This is a genomic window from Corynebacterium sp. NML 120412, from assembly GCF_002285155.1.
In the GTDB taxonomy this organism is placed as follows: domain Bacteria; phylum Actinomycetota; class Actinomycetes; order Mycobacteriales; family Mycobacteriaceae; genus Corynebacterium; species Corynebacterium gottingense.
Map to the genome: position 1 here is coordinate 48,505 of NZ_NSGL01000004.1, position 23,199 is coordinate 71,703.

The 23,199-nt window shown below is 65.6% G+C and carries 23 protein-coding genes; 7 read left to right on the forward strand and 16 right to left on the reverse strand.

The genetic code is table 11. From position 1 onward, the window contains the following. Positions 1-5: 5 nt before the first annotated feature. The 6 genes from rpmD to CKJ84_RS09550 form a co-directional block, all read right to left on the reverse strand. Entirely contained in the window at positions 6-191 is a 186-nt protein-coding gene (gene rpmD, locus CKJ84_RS09525) for a 50S ribosomal protein L30 (RefSeq protein ID WP_095277900.1), read from the reverse strand. Between the two features lie 5 nt (positions 192-196). Next, positions 197-820, reverse strand: coding sequence for a 30S ribosomal protein S5 (gene rpsE, locus CKJ84_RS09530; RefSeq protein WP_095277903.1), 624 nt, complete (start codon positions 818-820; stop codon positions 197-199). Positions 821-860: 40 nt separating this feature from the next. After that, positions 861-1,265 (reverse strand): 50S ribosomal protein L18, encoded by a 405-nt coding sequence (gene rplR / locus CKJ84_RS09535; RefSeq protein ID WP_095277905.1) that lies wholly within the window; start codon positions 1,263-1,265, stop codon positions 861-863. Positions 1,266-1,267: 2 nt separating this feature from the next. Continuing rightward, complete coding sequence (gene rplF / locus CKJ84_RS09540; RefSeq protein WP_095546796.1) at positions 1,268-1,804, reverse strand: 50S ribosomal protein L6; 537 nt, start codon at positions 1,802-1,804, stop codon at positions 1,268-1,270. An 18-nt stretch (positions 1,805-1,822) separates the two neighbouring features. Beyond that, a complete protein-coding gene (rpsH, locus tag CKJ84_RS09545; RefSeq protein WP_095277910.1) occupies positions 1,823-2,221 on the reverse strand; it encodes a 30S ribosomal protein S8 in 399 nt (132 codons plus the stop codon). Between the two features lie 302 nt (positions 2,222-2,523). Beyond that, a complete protein-coding gene (locus CKJ84_RS09550) occupies positions 2,524-3,240 on the reverse strand; it encodes a DUF2786 domain-containing protein (RefSeq protein ID WP_095546797.1) in 717 nt (238 codons plus the stop codon). A 151-nt stretch (positions 3,241-3,391) separates the two neighbouring features. On the opposite strand from CKJ84_RS09550, the gene CKJ84_RS12545 reads away from it, so the two are divergent. From CKJ84_RS12545 to CKJ84_RS09575, 5 genes are read left to right on the forward strand one after another with little or no spacing between them, the layout of a single operon-like run. Next, a complete protein-coding gene (locus CKJ84_RS12545; protein ID WP_233125647.1) occupies positions 3,392-3,733 on the forward strand; it encodes a DUF6457 domain-containing protein in 342 nt (113 codons plus the stop codon). After that, a complete protein-coding gene (fdhD, locus tag CKJ84_RS09560; protein ID WP_095546798.1) occupies positions 3,720-4,562 on the forward strand; it encodes a formate dehydrogenase accessory sulfurtransferase FdhD in 843 nt (280 codons plus the stop codon). The genes CKJ84_RS12545 and fdhD overlap by 14 nt, the downstream gene beginning before the upstream one ends. Before the next feature lie 8 nt (positions 4,563-4,570). Beyond that, complete coding sequence (locus CKJ84_RS09565) at positions 4,571-5,035, forward strand: carboxymuconolactone decarboxylase family protein (protein WP_158221604.1); 465 nt, start codon at positions 4,571-4,573, stop codon at positions 5,033-5,035. 58 nt (positions 5,036-5,093) lie between these two features. Next, positions 5,094-6,983, forward strand: coding sequence for a GTPase domain-containing protein (locus CKJ84_RS09570; protein ID WP_233125648.1), 1,890 nt, complete (start codon positions 5,094-5,096; stop codon positions 6,981-6,983). After that, positions 6,970-8,595 (forward strand): GTPase, encoded by a 1,626-nt coding sequence (locus CKJ84_RS09575; protein ID WP_095546799.1) that lies wholly within the window; start codon positions 6,970-6,972, stop codon positions 8,593-8,595. Before CKJ84_RS09570 ends, CKJ84_RS09575 begins: the two co-directional genes overlap by 14 nt. A 256-nt stretch (positions 8,596-8,851) precedes the next feature. Here CKJ84_RS09575 and rplE read toward each other — a convergent pair whose 3' ends face one another. Genes rplE through rplN form a run of 3 tightly spaced genes read right to left on the reverse strand, consistent with a single transcriptional unit; the run spans position 8,852 to position 10,118 of the window. Beyond that, complete coding sequence (rplE, locus tag CKJ84_RS09580; RefSeq protein WP_095277921.1) at positions 8,852-9,430, reverse strand: 50S ribosomal protein L5; 579 nt, start codon at positions 9,428-9,430, stop codon at positions 8,852-8,854. A 1-nt stretch (position 9,431) separates the two neighbouring features. Continuing rightward, the gene (rplX, locus tag CKJ84_RS09585; protein WP_095277923.1) at positions 9,432-9,746 is read right to left on the reverse strand and encodes a 50S ribosomal protein L24; all 315 of its coding nucleotides are present in this window, start codon (positions 9,744-9,746) and stop codon (positions 9,432-9,434) included. 3 nt (positions 9,747-9,749) lie between these two features. Beyond that, positions 9,750-10,118, reverse strand: a complete 369-nt coding sequence (rplN, locus tag CKJ84_RS09590; RefSeq protein ID WP_095277925.1) for a 50S ribosomal protein L14 — start codon at positions 10,116-10,118, stop codon at positions 9,750-9,752. A 363-nt stretch (positions 10,119-10,481) separates the two neighbouring features. On the opposite strand from rplN, the gene CKJ84_RS09595 reads away from it, so the two are divergent. Next, the gene (locus CKJ84_RS09595) at positions 10,482-11,297 is read left to right on the forward strand and encodes a formate/nitrite transporter family protein (RefSeq protein ID WP_158221603.1); all 816 of its coding nucleotides are present in this window, start codon (positions 10,482-10,484) and stop codon (positions 11,295-11,297) included. 42 nt (positions 11,298-11,339) lie between these two features. On the opposite strand, the gene CKJ84_RS09600 is transcribed toward CKJ84_RS09595, so the two are convergent. From CKJ84_RS09600 to CKJ84_RS09610, 3 genes are all read right to left on the reverse strand, one after another. Then, the gene (locus CKJ84_RS09600; protein WP_095546800.1) at positions 11,340-12,137 is read right to left on the reverse strand and encodes a sulfite exporter TauE/SafE family protein; all 798 of its coding nucleotides are present in this window, start codon (positions 12,135-12,137) and stop codon (positions 11,340-11,342) included. Between the two features lie 6 nt (positions 12,138-12,143). Next, positions 12,144-14,159 carry a sucrose-specific PTS transporter subunit IIBC gene (locus CKJ84_RS09605; RefSeq protein ID WP_095546801.1) on the reverse strand — a complete coding sequence of 672 codons (2,016 nt, stop codon included), beginning with the start codon at positions 14,157-14,159 and terminating at the stop codon, positions 12,144-12,146. A 145-nt stretch (positions 14,160-14,304) separates the two neighbouring features. After that, the gene (locus CKJ84_RS09610; protein WP_095546802.1) at positions 14,305-15,594 is read right to left on the reverse strand and encodes a glycoside hydrolase family 32 protein; all 1,290 of its coding nucleotides are present in this window, start codon (positions 15,592-15,594) and stop codon (positions 14,305-14,307) included. 23 nt (positions 15,595-15,617) lie between these two features. Between CKJ84_RS09610 and CKJ84_RS09615 the strand changes: the two genes are divergently transcribed. After that, entirely contained in the window at positions 15,618-16,499 is an 882-nt protein-coding gene (locus CKJ84_RS09615) for a carbohydrate kinase (protein WP_095546803.1), read from the forward strand. 96 nt (positions 16,500-16,595) lie between these two features. Here the strand turns inward: CKJ84_RS09615 and glmS are convergent, their stop codons facing one another. The 4 genes from glmS to CKJ84_RS09635 form a co-directional block, all read right to left on the reverse strand. Beyond that, positions 16,596-18,464, reverse strand: a complete 1,869-nt coding sequence (glmS, locus tag CKJ84_RS09620) for a glutamine--fructose-6-phosphate transaminase (isomerizing) (RefSeq protein WP_095546804.1) — start codon at positions 18,462-18,464, stop codon at positions 16,596-16,598. 48 nt (positions 18,465-18,512) lie between these two features. After that, a complete protein-coding gene (gene nirD / locus CKJ84_RS09625; RefSeq protein WP_095546805.1) occupies positions 18,513-18,857 on the reverse strand; it encodes a nitrite reductase small subunit NirD in 345 nt (114 codons plus the stop codon). A 31-nt stretch (positions 18,858-18,888) separates the two neighbouring features. Next, positions 18,889-21,423 (reverse strand): nitrite reductase large subunit NirB, encoded by a 2,535-nt coding sequence (nirB, locus tag CKJ84_RS09630; protein ID WP_095546806.1) that lies wholly within the window; start codon positions 21,421-21,423, stop codon positions 18,889-18,891. A gap of 120 nt (positions 21,424-21,543) precedes the next feature. Further along, positions 21,544-23,046 carry a SulP family inorganic anion transporter gene (locus CKJ84_RS09635; RefSeq protein WP_095546807.1) on the reverse strand — a complete coding sequence of 501 codons (1,503 nt, stop codon included), beginning with the start codon at positions 23,044-23,046 and terminating at the stop codon, positions 21,544-21,546. Positions 23,047-23,199: the final 153 nt, after the last annotated feature.

The window sequence follows — 23,199 nt, forward strand, 5'->3', positions numbered from 1 at the left end:
GCTATCTACTCCCCTGCAACTTCTTCAACGGTGACAAGGTGACGGACCTTGAGCACCTGGCCGCGGGTCGCGGCGTTGTCCTTCTTGATCACGGACTGGCCGATCTTGCGCAGGCCCAGAGCCTCGAGGTTCTGGATGGTCTGCGGCTTCTCGCCGACCTTACCGTGGTGCAGTGTGATCTTCAGTGCCATTGTGCTTACGCCTCCTGTCCTGCGCGTGCGCGCAGCATACGGGCCGGGGCAACGTCCTCGACGTCCTTGCCACGCTTCGCGGCGACCTCTTCGGGGCGCACCAGTTCCTTCAGGCCGGCAACGGTTGCCTGAACGACGTTCAGGGCGTTGTCGGAACCGAGGGACTTGGCCAGGATGTCCTGGACGCCTGCGCACTCGAGCACCGGGCGGACAGCGCCGCCGGCGATGACACCGGTACCGGGAGCAGCCGGGCGAAGCATAACGACGCCCGCAGCTTCCTCACCCTGGACCGGGTGCGGGATGGTGCCGCCGATCATCGGGACGCGGAAGAAGTTCTTGCGAGCTTCCTCGGCACCCTTCTGGATTGCGGCGGGAACTTCCTTCGCCTTGCCGTAGCCGACGCCGACCATGCCCTGGCCGTCGCCGACCACAACGAGTGCGGTGAAGGACATGTTGCGGCCACCCTTAACGGTCTTTGCGACGCGGTTAATGGTGATGACGCGCTCGATGTACTTGTCGCGCTCGTCGTTCTGGTTGCGGCGGCCGCGGCCACCGCGCTCGTTCTTGTTGCCTTTGTTGTTCTGGTTGTCGGCGGAGCGTCCGCCGTCACGCCGTTCACGTTCGGCCATTACGCGATCCTTCCGTTGATGGTGATGGTTGCGGTGATCATTAGAACTTCAGACCACCTTCACGAGCTGCTTCAGCAAGAGCCGCAACGCGGCCGTGGTACTTGTAGCCGCCGCGGTCGAAGACGATCTCTTCGATGCCAGCTGCCTTGGCGCGCTCTGCGACGAGTGCGCCGACCTTGGCTGCCTTGTCCTTCTTGTCCCCGTCCAGGTTGCGGACGTCCGGCTCCATGGAGGAAGCGGCCACGAGAGTGTGGCCAGCCAGATCGTCGATGACCTGCACGTGGATGTGGCGGGACGAGCGGTGCACGACGAGACGCGGGGTCTCCGGGGTGCCACGCAGGGTCTTGCGGATGCGGTTGTGGCGACGTGCGCGAGCCTCGCGACGGCGGGACGAGATGTCCTTGCCAATCGGGGTGCGCTTGGTGTTCTCTGCAGTATTGCTCATGATTACTTACCCGTCTTTCCGACCTTGCGACGTACCTGCTCGCCCGCGTAGCGGATGCCCTTACCCTTGTACGGGTCATCCTTACGCAGACGGCGGATGTTCGCCGCAATCTGGCCAACCTGCTGCTTGTCGGTACCTTCGATCGAGAGCTTGGTGTTGCCGTCGACAGCAAAGGTGATGCCTTCGGGCGCCTCAATCAGGATCGGGTGCGAGTAGCCGAGGGAGAACTCGAGGTCCTTACCCTTCTGCTGCACGCGGTAGCCGACGCCGAAGATCTCCATGTTGATCTTGTAGCCCTCGGTCACGCCGATCACAAGGTTGTTGATCAGCGAACGCGACAGGCCGTGCAGCGAGCGGTTCTTGCGGTGGTCGTCCGGGCGGGACACCACAATCTGGTTCTCCTCAACCGCAACGGTGATCGGGGCCGGAACCTCGACGGTCATGGTGCCCTTCGGGCCCTTGACCTCGACGGTCTGACCGTCGACCTTGGTTTCAACGTTGTTCGGGATTGCGATGGGTGCGTTACCTACACGCGACATAGTCTTTTCAACCTCCCTTTACCAGACGTAAGCGAGGACTTCCCCGCCTACACCCTTCTCTTGGGCCTGACGGTCGGTCAGGAGACCGTGGGACGTGGAGATGATGGCCACGCCCAGGCCTCCGAGGACCTGCGGCAGGTCGGTGGACTTTGCGTACACGCGCAGACCCGGCTTGGAAACGCGGCGCAGACCAGCGATGGAAGCCTCGCGGGTCGGGCCGTACTTGAGGTCCAGGGTGAGTTCCTTGCCCACCTTGGTGTCCTCAACCTTGTAGTCAGCGATGTAGCCTTCCTGCTTTAGAATCTCGGCGATGTTCGCCTTGAGCTTCGAGGACGGCATGGACACGCTGTCGTGCTGCGCATTGTTTGCGTTGCGCACGCGGGACAGCATGTCCGCAATCGGATCAGTCATGGTCATAGTGAGTGACCGGTTCCTTTCTCGTTGCGGTTCCCTAAGCCCACCTGACCCTGAAAGGTCGCGTTTGCCGTGTGGTCTGTCGGGGGCTACTTCACGCTCCCCACGCTCAGTAACGTGGGGCGCTCGCCGCCTCCCTTGCACGCGGTCCGCATTCTGGCGGGGGGCCTGCAACAAAGTTGGATGTACAGTTGGTCTTTCGGCTTGTGTTCCTCACACAAGTCCGACCGATAACCCTATACCTTGCGCCCCTTCCAGGGCAAATCGCTTTTCGACGCCCACTCGCCCGCCACCCAGCCTTCTCTTCAGAACGGCAACGCGGGCCGCGGAGCGACGCGCGTCTGCCCAATGTCGGAGGCATCGCCCGCTTGCTGCCCCTGGACGTACGCAGCGGGGTCGAAGGAACGGTTCGATGAGTCGGCGTGGATGTACAGGCCGTGTGCGGCGGCGAATTCCGCCTGGGCGTTGCGGGCCTGCTCGGCATCGTCGATAAGCACCAGTGCATACTCGCTCGATGACTCGGTGACGCGATGCTCTGCCTCGGCGAGGCGTTGGCCGATACGGATGGCGTAGCCCGTCATGTACGAGCGACGGGTGACCACGATGGATTCCGCAAGACTCGTGGCCCTGAGCTGGCCGGCGCCGCCCAGCATGACCACGCGGAGCATGGAGTACAGCAGACTCACGCGCTCGAGATGACTCTCCAGCCCAAACACCGTGACCTGGTTGACGCGCGTGGAATTGTACACGCGCTGGTAAAAGCCGGCGCAGTGCAGCGCCTGCGCGATACAGAGCAGGAGTTTTGCCTGCATATCGGTGTATGTTCCGGCGATCTTAAAGATTCGGTAAGTCGCGGCCTTTTCCGCTTCCGGCTGCGACAGGTCGCGCTCGGAGAATCCGTACGCGGCCATCAGGTCAAAGGCCTTCGCGTAAAACGAGTCCCCTTCGGGTGTCCCCTCGCGATCTTTAGCCTGGTTGAGCAGCTTTTGCACACGATCTTTCACCTTGGTGTTATCTTGCATTGCCATTGCCTTTCGTGCATTTTGTTCAGTACGGTTATTTTTACTATACTTCGTTTGATTCCGCTACCCGATTGGGGATCCGCGAATGGCCAGACCGCGCTCCGCATTTGACGCAACGCGCTATCCTGGCCCAACACCGAAAGGAGAACTCATGGCGAAGGACGATGCACTGCACACCACCCACGAATGGCTCGCCGCCGTGGCGAAAGAACTCGGCGTCGCGCCCGAGGCGGTGCGCTCGCTAGTGGGCGACGTGCTGGACCTCACCGCCGCTGTGGCCCACAACGGGCCGTCGCGCCCGGCGGCGCCCACCACGGCGTTTCTTGTCGGGCTCGCGGCGGGGCAACAGCTGGGCCCGGACGCCACGCCGGACGCGACGGAGTCGGCGACCCGCAAACTCATTGAGGCGACCACGCAGCTGCTCGAGCGCTACGGCACCATCGACAACAGCGACAACAACGACGGGAGCCACGCGGGCGATGAGCAGGATTAACCAGCGCTTCGCCGTCACCAAGGTCACCCTCGGCGACGGCGAGCAGGCGGGGCGGGTGTTCACAGACACCCGCGCGGATACCGTCACCACCGAGGAGCCGTTGGAGATCCGCGCCGGCGGGGAGACGCTCACCACCACAATGCGCACCCCGGGCCACGACGTGGAGCTCGCGCACGGCTGGTGCTACGCGGAAGGCCTGATTACCGCGCCGCAGGATGTGCGCACGGCCCGCTACTGTGCAGGCGCCGTCGGATCTGGCGGCGAGAACACCTATAACCTGCTTGACTTGGAGCTCGCCGAGACGGCAAAGCCGGTCACGCCGGAGTTCATCCGTCTCACCCCCACTACCAGCGCGTGCGGTGTCTGCGGCACGCAGTCTATTAGCGAGCTGCTGCACAAAGTCCACATGCCCATCACCCCGATCGAGCTAGACCCAGAGCTCGTGGTGACGCTGCCCGACGCGCTGCGCGCGGAGCAGAAGCAGTTCAGAAAGACAGGCGGGATCCACGCCGCGGGCGCGTTCGACCTTGCGGGCAACCCGATCGTCGTGCGCGAGGACATCGGCCGCCACAACGCCGCGGACAAGGTCATCGGCCACCTGCTGCTGGAGGGCCGCCTCCCCGCGGACGGCATGGTGCTGGTGATGAGCTCGCGCGCCTCGTTCGAGCTCGTCCAAAAGGCGGCCATGGCGGGATTCCCCGCGCTGGTGGCGGTTTCCGCCGCGTCGTCGCTGGCAGTGGAGCTGGCGCGCGAGACCAACATGGCGCTCGCAGGCTTTGTCAGGGACCGTCACTTTAACCTGTACGCCGGCACCCTCGCTTCGGTATGATCCCCAGCATGACCGCGCGCGAAGTCCCCCAAGAGATCATCGACATGTTCTACCCGCCCATGCAGTACATGCGGGAGAAACTCGACCCCGATTTCGGGCACCTCGCCGCCGTCCGCGCCACCGCCATCAACGGCTGCACGGTCTGCACGGCCATCCACCGTCGCAATGCCCGCGAGCACGGTTGGAGCGAGGACTACATCCTCAAGGTCGAGCAGTGGACCCGCCACGCCAGCGAGTTCAGCGAGACCGAGGCGCTCATCCTCGAGCTCGCCGATACGATCACCGAGCTCGATGACGCCCCCGATTCCCTCCCGGACGACCTGTGGAACCGCGCGCTGGACGCCCTCGGAGAGGAAGTCACCCGCGCGCTCATCGTGGGAATTGTGAGCGTGAACAGCTACAACCGTCTCGGCATCGCCTTCAAGCAGGACCCCCGCGACGTCGCGCGCGTCACCGACTTCGACCTGCAGTAGCCCAAAAGCACCGGCAGCGCACCCGGCGTCACGCCAAGGTTGTGCCAAGATGGTGGGCGTGAATACACCCCACTCCCCCGCTCCCGCCGACGGGACGGATGCCGCCGCTCTGCTCGGCGCCGTCCGTGACCTCCGCGATGCGGTCGCCGACACCGACGTCCCCACCGACAGCGCCGCAGCCGCCGACGCCCGCGCCGTGGTCAACCAGTTCGACGATTACATCCTGCCCCGCCTGAGCAACCTCGACGCGCCGCTGCTGGCCGTCATCGGCGGCTCTACCGGATCCGGCAAGTCCACGCTGGTCAACGGGGTCCTGCAGGAGCACGTATCCAACCCGGGCGTGATCCGCCCGACCACACGCCAGCCGATCCTGGTGGCCAACCCCGCCAACGCGGACTGGTTCAACTCCCCGGAGGTCCTGCCCGGCCTCGCCCGCTCCCACGGCGCCGGCGACGAGCAGTCCACCACGCTGCGCATCGTGCGCACCGAACAGATCCCCGAGGGCCTCGCGCTCGTCGACGCCCCCGATTTCGACTCTATCGACGACCACAACAGGGCCCTGGCCTCCCAGCTCTTGGCGGCCGCGGACCTGTGGATCTTCGTCACCACGCCCGCGCGCTACGCGGACCAACTGGTGTGGAACTTCCTCAACGACGCCGCCGGCCGCGGCATCGAGGTGGTCGTGGTGCTCAACCGCCTCGACGAGTCCTCCGCCGAGACCGTCCCCGCGGACCTGCGCCGCATGATGGACCAGGCCGGGCTGACGAGCGCGACGGTGTTCACCGTCCCCTTCGTCACCGGCACGGACGAGTTCCTGCCCAACGAGGTGGTAGCCCCGCTGCGCGACTACCTGTCCACCCTGGCCAACGACACCGCGGCCCGCCGCGACGTGGCCGGCAAGACGGTCGCGGGTGCGCTGGCGGGGGCGCTCGGGCGCGTCGACAAGCTCACTGCTGCCCGCGGGCAGCAGGAGGCGTTTGCGAACCAGCTGGACGCGGCGGTTTCAGAGCAGTACCGCGCCGCCAGCCAGCACGTCATCGAGGCGACCAGCGACGGCAAGCTCCTGCGCACCGAGGTCATGGACCGCTGGCAGGACGTCGTGGGCACCTCGGACGTCTTCCGCGGCGTCGAGCGCTGGTTCTCCCAGGCAGTAGACAAGGTGGGCAGCTTCTTCACGGGCCAACCCGCCCCGCTGCGCGAGGTGGAAACGGAGATTGAAACCGGGCTGCACGCAGTGCTTATCGACGCCGCCGAGACCGCCGCCGCACGCTCCTGGTCCCACGTCGGCACGGTCGCCCCGGAGCTGCGCGCTCAGGCGGACCCCTCGCTGGCCCGCGCCAGCGCCACCGTCTCCGACGACGCGGCCCGCCTCGTCCGCGACTGGCAGCAGGCCATGCTGGAGCGAATCCAGGACACCGCCGGCCAGAAACGCCAGCGGGCCCGCGCGATGTCGCTGGGCCTCAACGTCCTCACCGTCGCGCTGATGCTCGTCGTGTTCGCCTCTACCGCGGGACTCACCGGCGGCGAGGTCGCCATCGCCGGCGGCTCCGCAGTGGTGGGACAGAAGATGCTGGAAACCATCTTCGGCGAGGACACGGTGCGCCGCATGGCAGCCGAGGCGAAGGCCGACCTCAACGAGCGTCTCGAGGCGCTCATGGAGGCCGAGCGCAACCGCTACCGCGACGTCACCGCCCCGCTGCACCGTGGCGCCACCGCGGACCAGCTGCGCGAGGCGGCAGGCCAGGCCCGCGCGCAGGCCAGCGTCCGCTTCCCGGAGGCCCTGCCCGCCCCGGCGAACCTCCCGGCGGTTGCGGGCGGTGAGGGTGGCGTCGACAAGCAACAAAGCTCCGGCGAGGCCGACTCGAAGCTGCGCGGCCTCCTGGACCAGCTGCGCGGCACGTTCACGCGCCCGGACGGGCAGGACGGGGGCACCGATGGCGCTGTTTAGCTCGAAGGCACCGCTCGGAGAGCGGCTCGACGCGCTCGGGCAGGCCGCGGAGATCGGCCACCCCTACCTCTCCCCCGCGCAGCGCGAGCGCCTCGAGAAGGTCGCCCGCGCCGGCGCTGAACGACGCGCCCTGTCCGCCGAACACACCGTCGTCGGCTTCTTCGGCGCGACTGGCTCGGGCAAGACCTCGCTGTTCAACGCCATTGTCGGCGAGGACCTGGGCAAGGCCGCCGCGCGCCGCCCCACCACCTCCTCCCCGCTCGCCGCGATCTGGGAGCCCGCCGGCTCCGAGGAGCTGCTCGACTGGCTCGGCGTAGAAGACCGCCGCGCCCGCAGCGGCGAGTTCGCCTCCGGCGCGGGCCCGCTCATCCTGCTTGACCTGCCCGATTTCGACTCCGTTGAGGCCTCCAACCGGGAGATCGCGGAGCGGCTCGCCGGCCAGGTCGACGTCCTCGTCTGGGTGTCTGACCCCGAAAAGTACGCCGACAGCGTCATCCACGAGCAGTTCATCCGCCCCCACGCGGACCACGCCGCGGTGACCCTCGCGGTGCTGAACAAGTCGGATCTGCTGGCCGAGGGCGACATCCCCACCGTCAGCGCCTCCTTCAAGGGCCTCTTGCTTGACGACGGCCTCTCCAACGCCCACGTCATCCCCACCTCCACCCGGACCGGCGCTGGCCTGGACAACTTACGCGACGCTATCACCCGCGTCGCCCGCGCCCACACGGCGCAGTCCGCCCGCATCGAGGCCGACATCCACTCCGCCACCGCGGACCTCATCCCGGCCGCTTCCGGCAAGCAGCTGGCCAAGCAGGAGAAGCAATCGCGGCCGGACAAGCACGCGAAGCGCGACATGGACGCCACGCTCGCCGAGGCGACGAGCGCCGACCGCATCGCCGACAAGGCCGCCGCGGCGTACCGCAAGCGCCTGCACGAGCGCACCGGCTGGCTGCTAACCTCCTGGATCACCCGCTTCCGGCCGGACCCGCTCAGACGGATGGGCGTGCGTGACGACGCCGACGAGCTCGGCGTTCACCGCTCCTCCCTCCCGGAACTGGACGCCGCCTCGAAGGCGGTGTCCAACCGGGGCGTGCGCGAGTACGCGGAGGCGGTGTCGCAGGGGTTGCCGCCCCAGTGGGCCGCCGCCGTGTCGGATCGGGCCGGTGGGGTCGCCGAGCAACTCCCCGCGGAGCTCGACCGCGCCGTCGCCCGCACGCGCGTCCCGGCGCAACCGTCGAAGGCGTGGTCGCTCCTCACCTTGATCCAGTGGCTCGCGCTCGTCGCCGCGCTCGTCGGCGTCCTCTGGTACTTGCTTGTCGCCCTCGTCCCCGGCGTCCTTACGCCGCTGCTCGGCGGCGACCTGGTCCCGGACGTCGAGGGCTGGCCCATCCCCACCCTCCTCATCATGGCGGGGCTGCTCACCGGGCTGGTGATCGGCCTGGTCAGTGCCGTGTTCGGCGGGGTGCTCGGTTCCGGGGTGCGCAGGCGCACGAAGGCGGCGCTGCGGCGAGAGATCGCCGTGGCCAGCGAGGACACCGTGGTGGCACCGCTCGGCCAGATCCGCGAGGACTACGCCCGCTTCGCCGACCGGGTGTCGCTCGCCCGCGGGTAGGCGGCGCGCTCTCCCCCCCGCGGCGGGCGCTTTGTCGCGTCTCTTGGGGCGCCCCCGAATGACGAAAATGCGTAAAATTTCCCGCGCAGCCAACGGCCTAGACCGCGCCACCTGGTGAAACGCGGCGCCCCTCCGGGAAACGTCAGAAATCTCTCACACCCAGTAGGCGCCCTCCCAATGCGCTGCCACCCCACCAACGCGAAAATGCCCCCGGCTCCAAGCCGGGGGCATCGTCGTCAAGCGATCAAGCAAGCGCTTATGCGCGCTTCATCTTGCCGTCCTTGTCGGCGAACGGGAAGCCGAGGTGCGTCAGCAGCGCGCGACCCTCGTCGTCGTTCGTCGCGGTGGTGACGACGGTGATGTCCATGCCGCGGACGCGATCGATCTTGTCAATGTCGATCTCGTAGAACATGGTCTGCTCGGTCAGGCCGAAGGTGTAGTTACCTGCACCGTCGAACTGCTTGTCGTTCAGGCCGCGGAAGTCGCGGATACGCGGAAGCGCGACCGTCAGGAGACGGTCCAGGAACTCCCACATGCGGTCGCCGCGGAGGGTGACCTTCGCGCCGATCGGCATGCCTTCACGGAGCTTGAAGTTAGCGATGGACTTCTTCGCGCGACGAATCTGCGGCTTCTGGCCGGTGATCGCGGTGAGGTCCTCGAGTGCGCCGTTGATGACCTTGGAGTCACGCGCGGCGTCGCCAACACCCATGTTGACAACAATCTTGGTCAGGCCCGGGATCTGCATGACATTGTCGTAGCTGAACTTCTCGTTCAGCTGGGTGCGGATCTCGTCCTGGTAGCGGGTCTTCAGACGCGGGGTGTAGTTCTCGCTCATGCTAGATGTCCTTCCCGTTCGACTTGGCTACGCGGACCTTGTTGCCGTCCTCGTCAAAACGGTAGCCGACGCGAGTCGGGTTGCCGTCGGAATCCAGAACCATCACGTTGGACACGTGGATCGGTGCTTCCTGGGTGACGATGCCGCCGGACTCGGCGCCGCGCTCGTTGTACGAGTTTGCAACGTGCTTCTTCACACGGTTCACGCCCTCGACGAGGACCTTGTCACGCTTCGGGTAGGCCTCGATGACCTTGCCCTGCGCGCCCTTGTCCTTGCCAGAGATGACCTGGACCATATCGCCCTTCTTGATCTTCATAAGTTAGATCACCTCCGGTGCGAGAGAAACAATCTTCATGAACTTCTTGTCGCGCAGCTCGCGAGCAACGGGGCCGAAGATACGGGTACCGCGCGGCTCGGTGTCGTTCTTGATCAGAACGGCAGCGTTCTCGTCGAAGGAGATGTAGGAGCCGTCCGGACGACGGGTCTCCTTGGTGGCGCGGACGATGACGGCCTTGACAACCTCACCCTCCTTGACGTTGCCACCCGGGGTAGCTTCCTTCACAGAGGCGACGATCGTGTCGCCGATGCCGGCGAAGCGTCGAACAGAACCGCCGAGAACGCGGATGCACAGCAGTTCGCGTGCACCAGTGTTGTCGGCGACCTTCAGACGCGATTCTTGCTGAATCACAGTTGGTCTCCTGACCTGGATCGATGTGCGTCAGATTTCCGTCCTGTACGCACGTGGTCATGTGCTTACTTGCATGCCTTCGCTTATCGACGAACACCGCCCCGGCCCTTAAGCCGCAAGCTGGTGTCGAAGGGTCTCGGTTTTTCAGCTCGGAAACGCGCTTATAACCCGACCAGCGAGAGACAACTGCAGTATTAAAGCACGATATGCGCCCGAAATCCAAATCCGGTACCATTGTCGCGGCGCCGATCCTCCCGGTTCTCGGCCATGCCCGCAACGGGGGGGCAATAGCGGGGGCACGGTGGCGAGGATCACCTGCGCAGAATTAGCATTGCGCAGCTTAAACCACGTATGGTGTTACCTATGAACTTCGACAGCACATTGGCCGAATCAATCGGCTTTAAGGCGTACCTTTTCACCCACGAACTCCCCAAGTTCGCCGTACGTTCCATGCTCGCCGGCATGTTCCTCACTATCATCACCGCGTTCGCCGCTGTCGCAGCGACCTCGGTCGAGGCCCAGCTCCCCGGCTTCGGTAAGTATGTCTTCGCCCCGATCTTCGCAACCGCCCTCTACATCATCATCGTCCTCGGTGCCGAGCTGGCCACCGGCAATATGATGTACGCCACCTACGGCACCATCACCGGTCGCGTCCCCGGGTTCAAAGCGTTCTTCGCCGTCGTCGTGTGCACGCTGTTCAACCTGCTCGGCGTCCTGATCACCGCGTACTTCATCACCAAGACGACCGCGTTCGACACCGTCACCGCAGAGAACTTCCTCTACGGCGCCACCGCGGGCAAGCTGGCCAAGGACCCGGCGCACCTCTTCCTGGAGGGCATCTTCGCGAACGCCGTGGTGAACATCGGCATCCTCATGGCAGTCCAGGCCGGAAAGGACTTTAGCGCGAAGCTCATCGCCATCGTGCTGGTCATCCCGTCCTTCGCGGCGATGGGCTACGAGCACTCCATCGCGTCCTTCGTCATCTTCTCCCTCTCCGGCTACGGCATCGGCCCGGAGCATTTCGAGGGCTTCACCCTGGCCAACGGCCTGTCCAACTGGCTGTTCGTCTGGCTGGGCAACTACGTCGGCGGCGGCCTCATCATGGGCGGCGTCTACGCCTGGCTCAACCGCGGCGTCTCCCCGCTGCGCAGCTTCCCAATCGGCCACAAGACGGTCTAAGTACTCTCCCCCGGGGCGCGGATGCGCCCCTTTCCCAAGCGCCTACACAAACTGCCGCACAAGCGCCACCAACGCCACCACGACGATGATGCCGCGCAGTACGGAGTTTGGAAGGCGCTTTGCTATTTGCGATCCGCCCACGCCGCCGATCAGGCCGCCCGCGGCGACGATGAGCACCCCGAGCCACACAATCTCCGCCCCGAAGAACGCCCACGCAACGAGGTACACCAGCGCCGCGGTGATGTTGACAAACAGGGACAAGAAGTTCTTCACCGGGTTGACGTCCTTGAGCGAACGCCCCGTCGCCACGGACATAATGGCCATGTACAAAATCCCCTGCGCGGCGGTGAAGTAGCCCCCGTAGACCGCGGCGGCCCCCATCGGCGCGATCAGCTGGGGGCGCTTCCACGCCTGGCCAACAGCACCGCCCGGCTCCCCCGGTGCACCCGCCGCAGCTCGCTGCCCGAGCCACGCGGTGAGCCTCGGCTGGAAAATCACCATGAGCAGCGCCACCACGATGAGCACCGGCACGACAAAATCCAGCGTGCTCGACGGCGACGACAACAACAGGAGCGAGCCGGTCGCCGAGGCGAGGATGGTCACGACCACCATGGGCGCGAGATATGGGAGCTCCTTTTTGATCTCCTTGCGATAGCCCATCACCGAGCCGAACGACGCGAACACCATGCCGGTGGTGTTGGTGCGCACGGCGACGCCGGGCGGTAGCCCCAGCGCCATGAGCACTGGAAGCGTGAGCAAGGAACCGGAGCCCACCGCGGAGTTGATCGCCCCCGCCATTATCGCCATGACAAACAGCAGCAGCGCGCTGACCGGTTCCATACTCGTTTACTCCTTGTGCACTCCCGGGGTTGTTGCGGCCGGCGTAGCCGGCTTGGGTTCTACGTTAAAGCACGGCTGCCCAAAAGTGAGCTCGCCCGGTAGCGCTGTCGCGGGGTTGATCGCACCGACGCGCTTGGTGTTGGACACCACGATCGGGGTAGTGACCTCGTAGCCGGCGTCGGTGATGCCGTCGATATCAAAGGTGGCAAGCAGATCACCCGCGCGTACCTCGTCGCCTTTTTGCACGTGCGCGGTGAAGTGCTCGCCCTTGAGGTTGACAGTGTCGAATCCGATGTGCATGAGCACGTCAACCGGTTTGCCGTCGCTGCCCGTGCCGCGAATGGCGTAGGCGTGCCCGGAGGGGAACGTCACTGCCACTTTGCCGTCGAGCGGTGCGCGCAACTCACCGACCCTCGGTACGACCGCGATGCCGTCGCCAAGCTTGCCCTGCGCAAACATCGGGTCGCTCACGCTCGAAAGCGCCCGCGCCTCCCCCTCGAGCGGGGAGACCACGCGCAGCGCATCAGCCGACGGCGCCACGAGCGCAGCCGAGGCTGCCGTGCCCTCTGCTGTCCCGTCAGATGGGGCGTCGGGCACGTCGGGGTCGATGGAACCGTGCTTTTGCACGAGGTAGCGACCGTAGCCATATGCCGCGCCGAATGCGAGCACGAACGTCACCACCGCGAGGATGAGGAAGGTCCCCATGTCGCTTGCTCGCATGGACACCACTCCGATAAAGCCCGCGGCTCCGAGGGCCATCGCTTTCACGTCGAAAAGCGCGATGAGCATTGCGCCTATCGACGCCGCGCCCATCCCCACATAAAACGGCCAGCGCAACCGCAAGTTCACGCCGAAGATCGCAGGCTCAGTAATGCCGAACACGGCCGAAATACCCGATGAGCCCGCAAGGCCCTTGAGCTTGGCGTTGCGGGTGAGGAAGTACACGGCCAGCGCCGCCGCGCCCTGCGCGATATTCGCCATCGACGCGGTGGCGAAGATGAAGGAACCGCCCTGGTTAAACAGCTCCAACTCGATCGGCGGGAAGGACTGGTGCAGACCCGTGATCACAATCGGCGAGTAGACCAAGCCGAAGAGCAACCCGCCGATCGGGCCGCCGACCTCGTACAGGTTGGCCAAGCCGTGGATGAGCAGGTCGCCCAGCCAGCGCACCGCCGGGCCGACCGCGATGAAGGTGATGAAGCCGGTGATCAACAGCGTTGCCAGCGGGGTGACCAGGAAGTCGACCGTGCCCTTCAGGCGCTTGTGGAACCATTTCTCCACCGTGGCGAGAATCCACGCCACAGCCAGTACCGGTAGCACCGCGCCCTGGTAGCCGGCTTGTGCGACCGGGAACCCGAACAGGTCCCAGTACGACATGGAACCGTCCGCCATCGCGGTCGCCACGTCGTAGCCGTTGACCAGCTCCGGGTGCACCATCGCCATGCCGATACCAGCGCCCAGATACTCGTTGCCGCCGAATCGCTTCGTTGCCGAGAACCCGACCAGCACCGGCAGGAACGCGAACGGCGCCGATGACAGCACGTTAATGATTTGGGTGAGGCCCTCGATGGCCGGGAACATGGCCACCAACGAGTCGTCGCCAAACAGCCCCTCGGCGGTGAGCACGTTGTTAAGGGCCATGAGCAAACCGCCGCCCACCAGGATGGGGATCAGTGGCACGAAGATGTCCGAGAACACCTTGATGAACCGGGTAAACCAGTTGCCTTGGTTCGCCGCGACCGACTTCAACTCCTCGGTGGAGACGGCGATGTTTTTGCTCGTGGTAGCGTCGAGTTCCTTGAACACCAGGTCGACGTCGCCGGGTCCGACGATGATCTGGAACATCCCACCGGTTTCAAACGTGCCCTTGAGGTCCGGGTCATCGTCTAACGCGGCGGTGTCCGCCTTGTTCGAGTCTTTGAGCACCATGCGCAAACGGGTGGCGCAGTGGGCAACGCCAACAATATTGTCTTCGCCGCCCACCCCCTCCAGCACCCGTTTCGCCACAGCAGTGTGATCCATGGAGAGATCCTTTCCGGCAGGAGGTGGGGCGGCGGGCACCACCCCGGATTACCCCTGCTCACCTGTAAAAATAAGGGTCCCTTCCAGTCAACCACGCAAAAGGTGTGACCTCCGATCCCCTACCGCAAGAATCCCCCATCCGGGGCTACGCGAGCTGGAAGGATGCCCACTCGTTTCCGTTTGGCGCGAACACTGCGGAGGAGAACGCAACCTCCCCGCCGCCGGCAGTGAGCTCTAGCGCCGAGCCGTCGGCGGTGCACACGAGCTCGCCCGCGCCGCATTCCGCCCAGCGCATCAGGCCGTCGACGGTCACCGAGAGCGTGCCGCGCACGGTGGCTTGCCCACCGTCGCCGTCTGTTTGCGGCGCCCACGCGACGGTCGCGCCCACGTTGCCCTCCACGTCAACCAGCTCCAGTGTCTGCGGTGTCGCATCCAGCGCTTGGCGCGACACCAGCATTTCGTCCTGGTCTCTGGGGAGGCGGAGGGTGGTGTGCAACGTGGCGTCGATAAGCGAGAGCTCCCTGGGTAGCGTGAGCTGATGCACCCAGCCCTCCGCAGCAAACGTGGGCGTGTCGTCGCGCGCGGGGAGGCCCATCCACCCGAGCATGAGCGCGCCGGCGCCAAGGCTGACCAGCTGCGGGGCGTAGAACTCGTGGCCATAATCGAGCGGCGTGAAGCCCGTGACCACTTCGAAGGTCAGCCCGTCGAGGCGACCAACGACGTAGCCGCACTCATCCGAATCCGGGAACTGCGGGCAAAACACCAGCACATCGAGCACCTCGCCGGTCGCGCGATCCTCCATGCGAAGCAGATTCGGGCACTCCCACATGTAGGCCGACGCGGTGTTGTAGTCCAGGCCCACGAACTCGAGCGGGCCCGCAAGCTCCCAGGTATCCAAGTCCTGCGAGGTGTACACCACCACCGCGCCGGTGTTGTTCTCGCGGCGCGCGCCGATAACCATGCGCCACGACCCATCCGGCGCCTGCGTGACATGCGGGTCGCGGAAGTCGGGGGTAAAGCCCTCCGGGAACCCCTCGATCGCCGGGTTGTCGGCGCGACGGTGATACACCCCGCCGAGCGGGCCCTGCACATCCTCCACATCCACGATGTTCTGGCTGGTCACACGCTCGCCGTCAGCCTTGAGGTTGCCGGTGTAAAACAGCCGCATGTGCCCCTCGTGCACCACCGCCGAGCCCGAGTAACAGCCGTTCGCGTCGTAGGGAAAGTCCGGGTACAGCGCGTCCGGCAGGTGGTAAAAGCGACCGTCATCTAGCCGGGTCACCGCGTGCCCCCAGCCGGTGCGCTTCGGGGTGCGGGGAAACGACGGGTCGTGCTGGTAGAACACGTGCAGCTCGTCGCCGATCAGGGTCAGTCCGTTCGGGTCGTTCAGGCGCCCTTGCGGCGGGGTGAGGTGAAACTTCGGCCGATACGTCATAGCCATAGTCTACGGTGAGAAGCATGATTACCGTGTACGGCGAAGCGCTCGTCGACCTCGTGCCCACCTCCCCCGACCCGCTCGCCCCGCTCCAACCGGCGCTCGGCGGAGGCCCCTTCAACGTGGCCCGCGCGCTCGGCCGCTTCGGCGCCGACGTCGCCTTTAAATCCAGGTTGTCGCGCGATGCGTTCGGTCGCGCGCTCGAGCAGTCGCTTATCGACGCCCACGTCACCCTCACCCACTGCACCACCGGCCCCGAACCCACCACCCTGGCCGTGACGGCCCTGAACCCGGACGGGGCTGCCACCTACACCTTCTACGTCGACGGCACCGCAGACCGCCTCGCCACCCCGCAGCCGGTTGACGCCGGCTTCGCCGTCTTCGGCACGCTCTCCCTGGCACTCGAGCCGGCGTCGCTGCGCTACGCCGAAGCCGCGGCCGCCTCCGCCCGCAACGGCGCAGTGGTCTGCCTCGACCCCAACATCCGACCCGCCTTCGCCTCCGAAAAACACCGCCTCTTCCTACGCGGCATGCTCGACAACGTCACCGTGCTCAAACTCTCGGACGAAGAAGTCGACTTCCTCGGCGACACCTCCCATGTGCCCGTGGTGGTGACCACGCTCGGCAGCGACGGCATCCGCGTGCGCGCGCCCTTCGGTACGCTCACCATCACAGCACCAAAGGTGCAGGTCGCGGACACCATCGGTGCCGGCGACACCATCATGGCCGCACTTGTCTACCAATTCCAGCACCGCGGCCTTGACCGCGACGGGCTGCTCGCGCTCACCGATAACGAGTGGTCCCACATCCTCACCTTCGCATCCCACGCAGCGGCCCTGACGGTCTCGCGCACGGGCGCGGACACACCCACACTGGACGAGGTGGAAGCGTTCCTGCAGAGATAACGGTTGGGGCGGCGGTTTTCGCGCTCGCCGGGCACGAAAAAGCGGGCCGGTAGCAGACACATCCTGCCCACCACCGGCCCGCTTGGCTGAAGCGTGTTACTCCACAGTCACAGACTTGGCCAGGTTGCGCGGCTGATCCACGTTCAGGCCGCGGGCCTCCGCAACGGCGCAGGCGAAGATCTGCAGCGGCACCGTGGACAGGATCGGCTGCATGAGGCCGGCGGACTCCGGAATGCGGATGACCTCGTTGGCGTACTGGTTGACGTCCTCGTCGCCCTCCTCCGCGATCACGATGGTCACGGCGCCGCGGGCGCGGACCTCCTGGATGTTGGAGACGACCTTGGCGTGGAGGTTATTGCGCGAGTGCTTGGAGGGCACGATGATGAACACCGGCTGCCCCTCCTCCACGAGCGCGATCGGGCCGTGCTTGAGCTCGCCGGCGGCGAAGCCCTCCGAGTGCAGGTACGCGACCTCCTTGAGCTTCAGCGCGCCCTCGAGCGCGACCGGGAAGCCCACGTGGCGACCCAGGAACAGCACCGACTTGGCGTTTGCCAGGTCCTTGCCCAGCTGCTTGACCTGGTCCTCGTTGTCCAGGACCTTCTGCAGCTTGTCCGGCATGGCCTGCAGCTCATCCACCACGCCGCGGATCTCGTCCGCGTATTTGTCGCCGCGCACCTGGGACAGGTACAGGGCGAGCAGGTAGGACGCCACGATCTGGGAGATGAACGCCTTGGTGGACGCCACGGCGATCTCCGGGCCGGCGTAGGTGTACAGGACCGCGTCGGACTCGCGCGGGATGGAGGAACCGACGGTGTTGCAGATCGCGATGACCTTCGCACCCTGCTCACGGGCGTGGCGCACGGCCATCAGGGTGTCCATGGTCTCGCCGGACTGGGACACGGCGACCACAAGGGTCTGCTCGTTGACGATCGGGTCGCGGTAGCGGAACTCGTGCGCGAGCTCCACCTCCGTGGGGATGCGGCACCAGTGCTCGATGGCGTAGCGCGCGACCTGGCCCGCGTAGGAGGCGGTGCCGCAGGCGACGATGATGATCTTGTTGATGGAGCGGAGCAGCGATTCGTCGATACGCAGCTCGTCCAGCGTCAGGGCACCCTCCTCGTTGAAACGACCGTAGAGCGTGTCGCGGACTGCCGACGGCTGGTCGTGGATCTCCTTCTCCATGAAGGAGTTGTAGCCGCCCTTTTCCGCTGCGGTGACGTCCCACTCAACGCGGAACGGCTTGCCCTCGGCCTGCTCGCCGTCGAAGGAGGTGATCTCGTAATCGTGCGCCGTCAGGGTGACAATCTGGCCGTTGTCCATCTCCACCGCGTCGCGGGTGAACTCGATGAAGCCGGAAACATCGGAACCGAGGAAGTTGCGGTCCTCGCCCAGGCCGATGACCAGCGGGGAGTTCAGGCGCGCAGCGACGATGCGGTCCGGGTGATCCGCGTGGATGGCCAGCAGGGTGAAGGCACCCTCGAGGCGGTTCGCGGTGATCTGCATCGCCTTGGTCAGGTCGCCGTCAGCCTCGTTGTCGTAGACATCGAGCAGGACGGTCGCGGCGACCTCAGTATCGGTCTCGGAAATAAAGGTGTGGCCCTTCTCCTCCAGCTCGTGGCGCAGGGAGGCGAAGTTCTCAATGATGCCGTTGTGCACCACCGCGAGGCGGCCGTTGCCCACTACGTGCGGGTGCGCGTTCGCGTCGGTCGGGCCGCCGTGCGTGGCCCAGCGGGTGTGGCCAATGCCCAGGTTGGAGCCCGGGAGCGGGGCCTTTTCAATCTCCGCCTCCAGGTCTGCGACCTTGCCCGCCTTCTTGCGGTGCTCGATAGCGTTGCCGCTCATCACGGCGACGCCAGCTGAGTCGTACCCTCGGTACTCCAGCCTGCGCAAACCTTCAATAATCACGCCCAGGGCGTCGTGCTCGCCCGACGCGGGGTCACCAATATATCCAACGATTCCACACATAGCGACCAGAATACACGGGGTACACCATTGCTCCGAGTTCGCGCGCGCTTAATTGGATACGACAACCTTTGCGTTGTCGCCCTCGCCGTCCACCCGGACCGCGTACGTGGTGATGGTGTGGTTGTCTCCCTGCAACGATGCACCGTCGTCAAGATAGAACCTCTGCTTGAGCAACGGCGAAGCAATCGTGGGGCGCCCATCGACCTCCCCCACGATACCGCGCGAGAGCACGCCGGCACCCGTGTACGGATCGATGTTGTCCACCACGTACAGCTGCTCGCCGTCGACGGTGCGGAGTCGGAACACCGCTACCTGCGTCTCGCCGGGCAGCAGCGCCGCAGCGCCCACGCCCACCGAAAGGTCCTTCAGTGCACAAATCACTGTGTCTGTCATTTTTCTCCCAATCTCTAGTGATTCACACTGGCTAGTTGGCAGCGCCAACGGTCGGGGTCATCAACGGGACCTTTCGACCACCTTGCGGGTGCTCTTCAAACTGCACGGTGGGGTCCGGGGTACCCGGCGCATTAATAAAGGACACGAAGCGCTTCAGCTTCTCCGGATCATTCAGCACGTCCTGCCACTCGTCCGAGTAGTTCGCTACGTGGTGGTCCATGAACGCCTCCAGGTCATCGGCGATACCCAACGAGTCATCCACCACCACGTCCCGGATGTGGTCGAGACCCCCCTCGACCTCCGCCTGCCAGGCGGCGGTGCGCTGCAGGCGATCGGCGTTGCGGATGTAGAAGGCCAAGTAGCGGTCGATGTAACGGATCAGGGTCTCGTCGGTGAGGTCCTTGGCCAACAGTTGTGCCTGGCGCGGCGTAGCGCCCGCGTTGCCTCCCACATAGAGGTTCCACCCCTGCTCGGTGGCGATCACACCGATGTCCTTGCCTCGCGCCTCCGCGCACTCGCGGGCACAACCCGACACGCCCATCTTCAGCTTGTGCGGGGAGCGAAGGCCTCGGTAGCGCAACTCCAAATTGATTGCCATAGCCACCGAGTCCTGCTGTCCGTAGCGGCACCAGTCCGTGCCCACGCAGGACTTCACCGCGCGCAGGGACTTGCCGTACGCCTGACCGGACTCCATCCCCACGTCGATCAGTCTGCGCCAGATCTCAGGCAGATCTTCGGTGCGCGCGCCGAACATGGCGATACGCTGGGCACCGGTGATTTTGAGGTAGAGGCCGAAGTCCTCAGCGATGCGCCCCATCTCCTGCAGCTGTGCCGGGGTCACGTTGCCTGCCGGCTGGCGCGGGATCACGGAATAGGTCCCGTTCTTCTGCATGTTGCCCAACATGCGGTCGTTCGTATCCTGCAGGCCGGCGGTCGCCCCATCGAGCACGTGATTTTCGGTGTGCATGGACGCCACAATGTTTGCGAACGTTGGCTTGCACACCTCGCAACCACCGCCGGTGCCGAAGCGCTCAATGAAGGTCGGGAAGTCCGTAATACCGGTGGAGCGGGCGATTTCGAACAGCTCGGCGCGCGATTGCTGGAAGTGGGGGCACACAGCCTTCGATTGCTCAATGCCTTCGGCTTCCAAAATGCCCTTGAGCAGCGGGATACAGGACCCGCACGAAGTACCGGCGCGGGTCGCGCCCATGAGCGTTTCTACAGAATGGCACCCCTGGCCAATTGCCGCGCGTACGTCGCCTTTGGATACGTTGTTACAGGAGCAGATTTGCGCTGCGTCCGGGAGGTCGCCTGCACCAATGGCGGTGGTCCCCGCCCCAGACTCGGGGGCAATCAGGCTGACAGGGTCGCCCGGTAGCTCGGAGCCAACCATCGGGCGCAGCATCGAGTAGTTTGAGGCCTCGCCAACCAGGATGCCACCGATGAGGCGCTTGCCTTCCGCATCCAGGATGAGCTTCTTGTACACGCCCGAGACCGGGTCCTGAATGTGCAGCTCCTTGTGGCCCTCGTCGGCATTGAACGCGTCGCCGAAGGAGGCGACGTCCACGCCCATGAGCTTGAGCTTGGTGGACATATCCGGGTCCTCGAAATCAGGACCTTCCTCCCCCGCCAGGCGTGCGGCCACAATCTCCGCCATGGTGTTGCCGGGCGCGACCAGTCCGTACGTCTTGCCATCCACCGCTGCGCACTCGCCGATGGCGGAGATGTGCTCGATGGAGGTTCGGCACTGGCGGTCGGTGAGGAAGCCGCCGCGCGGCCCCAGTTCCAGGCCAGCGTCCGGGCCCATCGTGTCGCGCGGGCGGATGCCGGCGGAGAAGATCACCAGGTCGGTCTCAATCTGGCCGTCTTCGCCCAGGTCCAACACGACGGCCCCGTCGCGCTGCGTCGACGGTTCGATCGAGCGGCTGGTCACGCCTACGTGGACGTCCACGCCCATCTGGCGGATCGCCTGCGAGAGCATCTCGCCGCCTGCGTCATCCACCTGCAACGGCATGAGCCGCGGCGCCATCTCCACCACGTGTGTTTTCGCGCCCATGTGCTGAGCAGCGCCTGCCGCCTCAAGCCCAAGGAGGCCACCGCCAATCACCACGGCGGTCGCTTCGCCGTGCGTGCCCACCACGCCCTCGATCGCGGCGCGGATACCATCCATGTCATCGAGCGTGCGGTACACGTGCACCTGTGGCAGCTCATTGCCCGGGAGGCGCGGCACGAACGCGCGCGAGCCGGTGGCAAGGACGAGCTCTTGGTATGCGAACACGCGGCCGTCGTCAAGCACAATCTCCTTCGCCTCAGGCTTGATCGACACCGCGCGTCCTGGCACCACGGTGACATTTTCCGGGAGACGGTCGAGGTAGAGCGCCTCGCGGTCCCAGTTGCCCACGTAGCTGGACAGCTGCACGCGGTCGTAGGCGTAATCCTCGGTCTCACGGTTGATCACCGTGATCTGCGCGTCCGGACGCCGCGCCGAAAGCTCTTGGGCAAAACGGTGCCCAACCATGCCAAAGCCCACGACCAGAATCTCGGCATGGGTGGTCTGCGTACTCATAAAACCGTCCTTTGCAGTAGGGGCGGCGCGGCTGCGCCAATTACCCCCGATCGTACCGGCTAAAAAGCGGTGCGCGGTGGCTTCACCCCCACCAGCCCGTTCGCCGATATCCCCGCGCCCCTACCCCATCACGCCAGTCAATTTCCCGTGGAACGCGCTCGAACGCTCGCCCATCCCCACGAAGGTCACCGTCTTCCCGTACTGGGCGTAGCGCTGCTCGATGGAATCCAGCGCAGCGATCGTGGACGCATCCCACAGGGTGGCCTCGCTGAGGTCCACCACCACCCGTTCCGGGTCGGCGGAGTACCGAAACAGCGTGGTCAAGTCGTTCGAAGACGCGAACAGGAGCTGGCCGCGCACCGCGTAGCGCGCCTCACCGTCAACCTCCTCGCGGGTGACCTCCACCAGGTGCGCCACGTTACGCACGAACACCACGGACGCCGTGAGCACGCCGACCACCACGCCGATGGCCAGGTTGCCCGTCAGGATCACCACGACCACGGTAAGCGCCATAATGACCGTCTCAGACAGCGGGAGCTTGCGCAGCGTGGACGGGCGCACCGAGTGCCAGTCAAAACTGCCGATGGCCACCATGATCATCACGGCCACGAGCGCTGCCATGGGGATCTGGCCGACCAGCTCATTGAGCAGCAGCATCAGCCCAAGCAGGAACGCGCCGGCGAGGAAGGTGGACACGCGGGTGCGCGCGCCCGACGCCTTGACGTTGATCATGGACTGCCCAATGACCGCGCAGCCGCCCATGCCGCCGAAGAGGCTGGAGACCATGTTCGCGGCCCCCTGCCCGATCCCCTCGCGGGTCTTGTTGGAGTGGGTATCCGTGATCTCATCGATGAGTTTCGCCGTCAGCAGCGACTCCATGAGCCCCACCAGCGCCACCGCCAGCGCGTACGGGGCCACCACCTTGAGCGTGTCCAGTTCCCACGGGATCTGCGGCAGCACCATGTGCGGCAGGGAGCGCGGTAGCTCGCCGCGGTCCCCCACGGTTGGCACGTCGATGCCAAACCCGATCACTACCGCGCTGACCACCACGATGGCCACGAGCGGCGGCGGCACCGCTTCCGTGATGCGCGGCATGGCAATCACGATGACCAGGCCGAGTGCGACGAGCGGGTAGACGGCGGCGGGGACGCCGAACAGCTCGGGCAGCTGCGCCGAAAAGACCATGATGGCCAGCGAGTTCACAAAGCCCACCATGACGCTGCGCGGAATGAATCGCATCAGTTTGGCCACCCCGAGCAGCGCCAGCACAATCTGGAACACGCCGGCGAGCATGATCGTGGCCAGCAGGTAGTCGTAGCCGTGCGCGCGCACGAGTGGCGCGACCACGAGTGCGACCGCGCCGGTCGACGCCGAGATCATGGCCGGCCTGCCGCCAACTATCGCCGTGACCGTCGCCATGATGAACGACGAGTACAGCCCCACCTTGGGGTCCACGCCCGCGATCACGGAGAAGCTGATCGCCTCCGGAATCAGCGCCAGGCCCACGACGAGCCCGGCCAGCACCTCCTTGCTCAGGATCCGCGGCGTTCGCAGCGCCTCCCACACTGTTGGCCGGGGCGCGTAGCGCTCGCCGGTCTGGGCGGTCAGCGTTTCCACAGGCATCAGGTCCTCCTGGTCTCGAGGTCAGCAACGTTCACACTGTAGTACCGCGCCCGGGCAGATGCCTATCGACGCCTACTTGCCCGCCACGGTGGCGTCGATAAGCATGCAAAAACCGCACCCCCTTGGAGAGGGTGCGGCTGGTGCGGGGTCCGC

What these genes read in the sequence shown, in the direction of transcription:
- rpmD (WP_095277900.1), bottom strand. Translation starts at nt 191, where the DNA reads ATGGCACTGAAGATCACACTGCACCACGGTAAGGTCGGCGAGAAGCCG.
- rpsE (WP_095277903.1), bottom strand. Translation starts at nt 820, where the DNA reads ATGGCCGAACGTGAACGGCGTGACGGCGGACGCTCCGCCGACAACCAG.
- rplR (WP_095277905.1), bottom strand. Translation starts at nt 1,265, where the DNA reads ATGAGCAATACTGCAGAGAACACCAAGCGCACCCCGATTGGCAAGGAC.
- rplF (WP_095546796.1), bottom strand. Translation starts at nt 1,804, where the DNA reads ATGTCGCGTGTAGGTAACGCACCCATCGCAATCCCGAACAACGTTGAA.
- rpsH (WP_095277910.1), bottom strand. Translation starts at nt 2,221, where the DNA reads ATGACCATGACTGATCCGATTGCGGACATGCTGTCCCGCGTGCGCAAC.
- CKJ84_RS09550 (WP_095546797.1), bottom strand. Translation starts at nt 3,240, where the DNA reads ATGCAAGATAACACCAAGGTGAAAGATCGTGTGCAAAAGCTGCTCAAC.
- CKJ84_RS12545 (WP_233125647.1), top strand. Translation starts at nt 3,392, where the DNA reads ATGGCGAAGGACGATGCACTGCACACCACCCACGAATGGCTCGCCGCC.
- fdhD (WP_095546798.1), top strand. Translation starts at nt 3,720, where the DNA reads ATGAGCAGGATTAACCAGCGCTTCGCCGTCACCAAGGTCACCCTCGGC.
- CKJ84_RS09565 (WP_158221604.1), top strand. Translation starts at nt 4,571, where the DNA reads ATGACCGCGCGCGAAGTCCCCCAAGAGATCATCGACATGTTCTACCCG.
- CKJ84_RS09575 (WP_095546799.1), top strand. Translation starts at nt 6,970, where the DNA reads ATGGCGCTGTTTAGCTCGAAGGCACCGCTCGGAGAGCGGCTCGACGCG.
- rplE (WP_095277921.1), bottom strand. Translation starts at nt 9,430, where the DNA reads ATGAGCGAGAACTACACCCCGCGTCTGAAGACCCGCTACCAGGACGAG.
- rplX (WP_095277923.1), bottom strand. Translation starts at nt 9,746, where the DNA reads ATGAAGATCAAGAAGGGCGATATGGTCCAGGTCATCTCTGGCAAGGAC.
- CKJ84_RS09595 (WP_158221603.1), top strand. Translation starts at nt 10,482, where the DNA reads ATGAACTTCGACAGCACATTGGCCGAATCAATCGGCTTTAAGGCGTAC.
- CKJ84_RS09600 (WP_095546800.1), bottom strand. Translation starts at nt 12,137, where the DNA reads ATGGAACCGGTCAGCGCGCTGCTGCTGTTTGTCATGGCGATAATGGCG.
- CKJ84_RS09605 (WP_095546801.1), bottom strand. Translation starts at nt 14,159, where the DNA reads ATGGATCACACTGCTGTGGCGAAACGGGTGCTGGAGGGGGTGGGCGGC.
- CKJ84_RS09610 (WP_095546802.1), bottom strand. Translation starts at nt 15,594, where the DNA reads ATGACGTATCGGCCGAAGTTTCACCTCACCCCGCCGCAAGGGCGCCTG.
- CKJ84_RS09615 (WP_095546803.1), top strand. Translation starts at nt 15,618, where the DNA reads ATGATTACCGTGTACGGCGAAGCGCTCGTCGACCTCGTGCCCACCTCC.
- glmS (WP_095546804.1), bottom strand. Translation starts at nt 18,464, where the DNA reads ATGTGTGGAATCGTTGGATATATTGGTGACCCCGCGTCGGGCGAGCAC.
- nirD (WP_095546805.1), bottom strand. Translation starts at nt 18,857, where the DNA reads ATGACAGACACAGTGATTTGTGCACTGAAGGACCTTTCGGTGGGCGTG.
- nirB (WP_095546806.1), bottom strand. Translation starts at nt 21,423, where the DNA reads ATGAGTACGCAGACCACCCATGCCGAGATTCTGGTCGTGGGCTTTGGC.
- CKJ84_RS09635 (WP_095546807.1), bottom strand. Translation starts at nt 23,046, where the DNA reads ATGCCTGTGGAAACGCTGACCGCCCAGACCGGCGAGCGCTACGCGCCC.